The organism is Clostridium sp. AM29-11AC (genome assembly GCF_003480545.1).
GTDB classification, from domain to species: domain Bacteria; phylum Bacillota; class Clostridia; order Lachnospirales; family Lachnospiraceae; genus Otoolea; species Otoolea saccharolyticum_A.
Genome location: NZ_QUJI01000032.1, coordinates 1 through 5170, shown reverse-complemented (window position 1 = coordinate 5170; position 5170 = coordinate 1). Strand labels below are relative to the sequence as shown.

The window sequence follows — 5170 nt, the reverse complement described above, 5'->3', positions numbered from 1 at the left end:
CTCAACATTCTCTGTAAATCAGGACGCTCCATATTAAGACCTGTGAAGCCATCGTCCTGATAGACTGCCACAACCTCCCATCCCTGCTTTTCGCAGTATTTTTCCAGCATATCACGCTGGTTTGCGATACTGGCACTTTCGCCTTGCAGGTCATCGTCCTTTGACAGCCTGCAATAGACCGCCGCACGATAGCCCCCGGCAAGTGCTGAACCGATTGTTCTGTATTCCATTTCGTTCATCATAGCCATTTACCCACACAATCCAGACGGTATCTGGCTCTGTTGAACCTCATCTTCATTATACTTCAAATCTTTCTTTTTAGCAAGATATTCTTTTGTATTTGTTTTGCCGTATTTCTGGGAAATCAGGCTGACGAACACATCGGTGGCGTCCAGTTCCCCGTCAAATACGGTTGTCACTTCAATCTTGGTCTTATTTTTCGCCATAGGCAGTTATCCTCCATACATGAAAATAGCCAGACAGAGAACGGTCGGCAACGAAGTCCGGCAACGGGCTTCAAAAGACCTTGCAAACAATCTCAATCTGGCGTTGATTACTATTTATACTTTTCTTTTATTTTTCTGTTGTTTTGGTTGTCAGAGAGGGAAAAAGCCCGGAAATAAGGGATTTTCCCCGGCAACCGGCTCGGCAACGGGATAGCAACGAAGTCGGCAACGGGCTGTCATTTTCAGAATGGAAGCTCCATCTGCTCTGTGACCTCCACAAAACCGTCCATAGATTTTTCGGGCGGGTTGTCGGTGTCCGTTGCCGGGATTTCACGCTCCCAGCCCTTTTGTCTGCCGTATTCCGCAAACATCCTCGGATTGGAAAAGTAGTTCCACCCGGTAATGCACTGGTTCATTATCTCGTTGATTTCCCGGATTTCCCATTGCTTCGGCTCATCAAAGGTGTGGTTTAAGGCTTCCTTGTAGAGCTGCTTGGAGCAGACCGTTTCCCCGGTGTACTTATCAAGGTAAGCCTGTATCATCCCGGCTTTGGTGTCCTCCGGCATAAAATCCCGCTGGTGTTCTTTGAGATACCGCTGCATGGCTGGGCTGAATGACAGCTTGAACATGCCGCTTCGGTAAATCTCCATTGCTTCCGCCCACATCTGGCTGATATAGGCTCTGGAAGCGGCTTCGTCCTCCAAAATGTGAACCTCGGCTTGCTCCGGGTACACCATGACCGGGATAAATCGGCGGTTGCCGGAACGGTCAAGGGGGAGAAAGTCAAGGGCGTTGGAAGTGCCGCCGAACACGCATTGACGGGGGCGGTCTGCCGGGTGAGTTTCATAGGGAATTTTGTAAACCTCTTTCTGGCGGCTTAGAAAGGACTTGATTTCCTCAATGCTCTTGGCATTGGCGGTTGCCATCATTTCCGACATTTCAATTATCCAGTGACCTTGCAGCTTGCGGTACACGTTATCATCGTCCAGCTTCCGCAAATCATCGGAAAACCACTCGTCCCGGACTGCCAGCAGCCGGAAGAAGGTGGATTTGCCAGCCCCCTGACCGCCTACCAGACACAGCATGATTTCAAACTTGCTTCCGGGCTTAAATGCCCTTGTAATCGCCCCCAGCATGAACAGCTTCAAGGCTTCATAGGTGTAATCGTCCACATCAGCTCCCAGAAAGTGCCGCAGACAGAAGCGGATGCGCTCAGTCCCGTCCCATGCAAGGCTGTTCAGAAAATCCCGGATGGGGTGGTACTTATTCTCATTCGCCACAATCCCGATGGCGGTTTCAATCTTTTTCTCACTGGTAAGCCCGTAGGTTTCCTCCAGATAGAGAAGCAGATACTTCATGTCCGTATCGGTCAGGGCTGTGCTTTCTCTGTGAAAACCGATGGGCTTTATGATGTCCTTGCGGTCGGTCAGGATGTTGTAGGCGATTGCCCCGGCAAGCACAGGGTCACGCTGGAATACGGTCAGGCAGTTCCGTATGCTCTGGCGGACGCCGCCTTTCTCGGTGGTTTCCAGAGTTGCCTTTACTTCCTCAACGCTCTGGGGCGGCTGCATGGCGTTCATGGTGTTTTTTAGTTCTTGCTGCGTCTGCGGCTGCAAGCTCTGCCATTCGCTGTTCAAGCTGTATCACATCCTTTCCGTAGTCCATAATCAAAACCGCTTTTTCCTCTGTCTCCCCGAACAGCAGCACATCCAGCAGATATTCCACATGGGCTTGCTTCTGCAAGGCTTCCACGAACCGGGGATGAAACGCTTCCTCCGGGGAGTGCGGGGCATAGTCGGTTTTCCATACCCGTAAGAGGTGTAGATAATCGGCAAGGACACGGAAGCAATGTGCCTTTGCTTCCCGGAACTGTTCTTCCGGGGATTTCTGCCGGGGCTTGGGCTTCCTTGCCCTGCCCGGTGGCTTCCAGTCCTCATAGGCAAGCCCGAAGTCACTCGCCAACTGTGCGGCGGCTTCCTTTTTCCCCAGCCCGTACAGGGCAGCTACAAAATCAATCACATCCCCATCTGCACCACATCCGAAGCAGTGGAAACGCTTGTCCAGCTTCATGCTGGGGGTCTTATCGTTGTGGAACGGGCAGCAAGCCATCCCGTTTCTGTTTACCCGGATTCCGTAATGCTCCGCAGCCTGTCTTGTCGTAACGGACTGCTTCACAGCTTCAAATACATTCAAATCAATTCCTCCTTGTAAAAAAGAAAAGGCACTTATCATTCTCAATCTGAAAATGGCAAGTGCCTGTTAAAGTTCCATATCCTGTTGTTTGTGTTTCGTCTGCGCCGGGGCGTTTTTCTGTGCTTTCTTCTCGTCAGCCTTATCCTGCAAGACTTCTTTGAGGGGCTGCTTCTTGGGCGGCTCTTTGCTTTCCTCTGTGCCGGGTGTGGCTTTCCGTACCCAGTAGCGGATGTCCCGCAGCTTCTTCAAATCTTCCTGCACCTCGGTCAACGGTACTTTCAAGTCTGCGATTTCGCCCACAAGCTTCGCCTGTTCCTGCAAAAGCTCCTTTTTCGTGCTGTCCTTATCATCCGGGTGCTTGGCAAGGTAGGCACTGGCTTTCTCAAACCGGGCAACCTCCGGGTGTTCCAGCTTGAATTTTTCCTTAGTTTTCTTGAAAAATATCTTCTGGTATTTCTCATAAACGGGCTTACATTCCTTACAGTCCGTCCGGGCGGCAAGGATAGCGTCAATCACGTTGCTGCGGGTTTCCTTTGGCTTCATCTGCTTTCGGTAGTCGGCGGCAGATTTCCCGGACGTTTCTATAAAGTTTTCCAAATCCTCCACGGTGGAAAGTCCCTTTCTCTGAAGATAGGACAGGGCTTCGCTGACTGCCTTTAAGTCTTTGGAAGTTCCACGGTTTTGTCCCGCCCGTGTCCAGTCGCTCCGTTCTGCCTTTCGTACCTCCATGTACTTCATCAACAGATTGGGAAGAAATACCGCTTCCTCCGCAGCTTTTTCCGCAAGCAGTTCTTTTCGTTTTTCACTAAGCTCGATAATCCAGCCTTTGAGATTTTTAATAAGCTGCCGGATAGACTTCATCAGGCTGTTGGCGGCTTTGATTTCCCGGTTCAGATTTCCGATGTTGGTCTGAATCCCTCGCTTTTCCATCTGCCGGACAGCAGCACCCTCATGGACGGTAGGGATAATATCAAGCCCCTGTCTTTCATAAGAACGGAGATCCACCCGCTCCGGGCGGTTGTTGGCTTCCAGATAGCGGTTCTGGATGATCTCCCATTCATGCCGCCAGATTTCACAATACTTGCGGTCGTTCCAGTCAACCGTATCTTCCTTGTGACTTTTCCATCTGCCGGACGGAAGTTTTATCCGTTCCCCGTTCTCGTCAAGGTCATAAACCTTGCGGCTCTTGGGAAGCCATTTCCCATGTTCATCCATTGCCCGCATAGTCAGCATGACATGAGCGTGAGGGTTTCCGTCCCCTTTGTCATGGATGGCAAAATCCACGCACATTCCTTTGGAAACAAACTGCTGATTGCAGAAATCCCGGACAAGGGCGGCGTACTGGTCGGGCGGTATCTCTCTGGGGATGGTAAGCACCCACCGCCTTGCAAGCTGGGAATTCCATTGCTTCTCCACCGCTTCGGCGGCGTTCCATAAAGTATTGCGGTCTGCATACGACCGTGGGGCATTTGCCGGAAGCAAGATTTCATTGTGGACGATACCACGCTTTTCCGGGTAGTGCTTCACTTCCTGATCGTATCCACAGAACAGCTTTTCGCCGCTCTGGTAGGCAGCGGCGGCAACCGCAGACTGCTGTTGGCTTCGCTGCACAATCGAGATTTCGTTGTGTGGACAGGGCATTTCGTGTCCCTCCTTTCGGTAATTGGTGGATGGGGTGGCGTTTTACCACCTCATTTGGGGCAGAAAAAAAGCAGGAGACCTTTTCAGATTTCCTGCTCGGTGGTGCCGCCGGTGGGCGGCTGGTATTCAGTTTTGAAAGTTCGGGTCAGGGTGGCCCGATGATGAAATAAAATATCTGCATGAAGATTATTCAACTTCTTTTAGTAATTCTTCAACAGAAATACCGTAAAGTTTTGCAAGTGCAAAAAGATTTGATGTGGAAGGGTCGGATGTTCCATTTTCCCATTTTGAAACAGCCTGCCTGCTAACACCAATCGTTTCAGCAACAAATTCCTGCGTCATTTTGCACTGTGTTCTGTGTACTTTGAGTGCTTCACCCAACGATTTCCTCACTACGGATTTTTCCTGCCGTACATCTTTTGAATGGATATATTTGAGTAATGCACGAACAATAAGGGTAAGCAAACCAACAAAGATACATAAGAAAATTATTCCAACGATTATCATAAATACGGTTACTTTCATTTGACCACCTCCTAATGTTGCTGTTGGCTTCATTTCTCTGTACGGATATATTTAAGCAATGCACGAATAACAAGGATAAGCAAGCCGACAAAGATACATGAGAAAACTATTCCGACTACAATCATAATGATGTTTACTAACATTTGGATGACCTCCTTTCTTTGTTGGCTTTATTCTATCTGAATTACCGTGTTGCTACCACCAACTATCAAGCAATTATCAGTTGCATATCGGTTGCACAATGATAGCGTTCTGTTTTTTGACCTTATTATACTAAATTACCGTAGATAAGGATAGCTCGACTGATAAAACTTGCTGGACGGGAACAGCTTGCAGCGCAAGGTGTTTCCGGGCGGCAAGTCCAC

At 49.5% G+C, this 5170-nt stretch carries 6 protein-coding genes; all 6 read right to left on the bottom strand.

Annotated features, from left to right (window positions below):
• The coding region (locus tag DW757_RS17840; protein WP_243033737.1) for a recombinase family protein at window positions 1-248 on the bottom strand (248 nt) is incomplete at its 3' end.
• Entirely contained in the window at window positions 249-446 is a 198-nt protein-coding gene (locus tag DW757_RS15780) for a hypothetical protein (protein ID WP_002595176.1), read from the bottom strand. It lies immediately after the preceding gene.
• 242 nt (window positions 447-688) lie between these two features.
• Entirely contained in the window at window positions 689-2026 is a 1338-nt protein-coding gene (locus DW757_RS15770; protein ID WP_008394605.1) for a virulence-associated E family protein, read from the bottom strand.
• Window positions 1995-2639, bottom strand: coding sequence for a CHC2 zinc finger domain-containing protein (locus DW757_RS15765; protein WP_025544160.1), 645 nt, complete (start codon window positions 2637-2639; stop codon window positions 1995-1997). Before DW757_RS15765 ends, DW757_RS15770 begins: the two co-directional genes overlap by 32 nt.
• Before the next feature lie 66 nt (window positions 2640-2705).
• Window positions 2706-4280: a MobQ family relaxase gene (mobQ, locus tag DW757_RS15760; protein ID WP_008394607.1), complete on the bottom strand. Its 1575-nt coding sequence runs from the start codon at window positions 4278-4280 to the stop codon at window positions 2706-2708.
• Window positions 4281-4466: 186 nt separating this feature from the next.
• On the bottom strand, window positions 4467-4805 hold the full coding sequence (locus DW757_RS15755) for a helix-turn-helix transcriptional regulator (protein ID WP_003509323.1): 339 nt from the start codon (window positions 4803-4805) through the stop codon (window positions 4467-4469).
• Between the last annotated feature and the right edge of the window lie 365 nt (window positions 4806-5170).

Excerpts from the sequence above, each read along its gene's own strand:
- mobQ (WP_008394607.1), bottom strand. The coding sequence starts at position 4,280 with ATGCCCTGTCCACACAACGAAATCTCGATTGTGCAGCGAAGCCAACAG.
- DW757_RS15755 (WP_003509323.1), bottom strand. The coding sequence starts at position 4,805 with ATGAAAGTAACCGTATTTATGATAATCGTTGGAATAATTTTCTTATGT.
- DW757_RS15780 (WP_002595176.1), bottom strand. The coding sequence starts at position 446 with ATGGCGAAAAATAAGACCAAGATTGAAGTGACAACCGTATTTGACGGG.
- DW757_RS15770 (WP_008394605.1), bottom strand. The coding sequence starts at position 2,026 with ATGAACGCCATGCAGCCGCCCCAGAGCGTTGAGGAAGTAAAGGCAACT.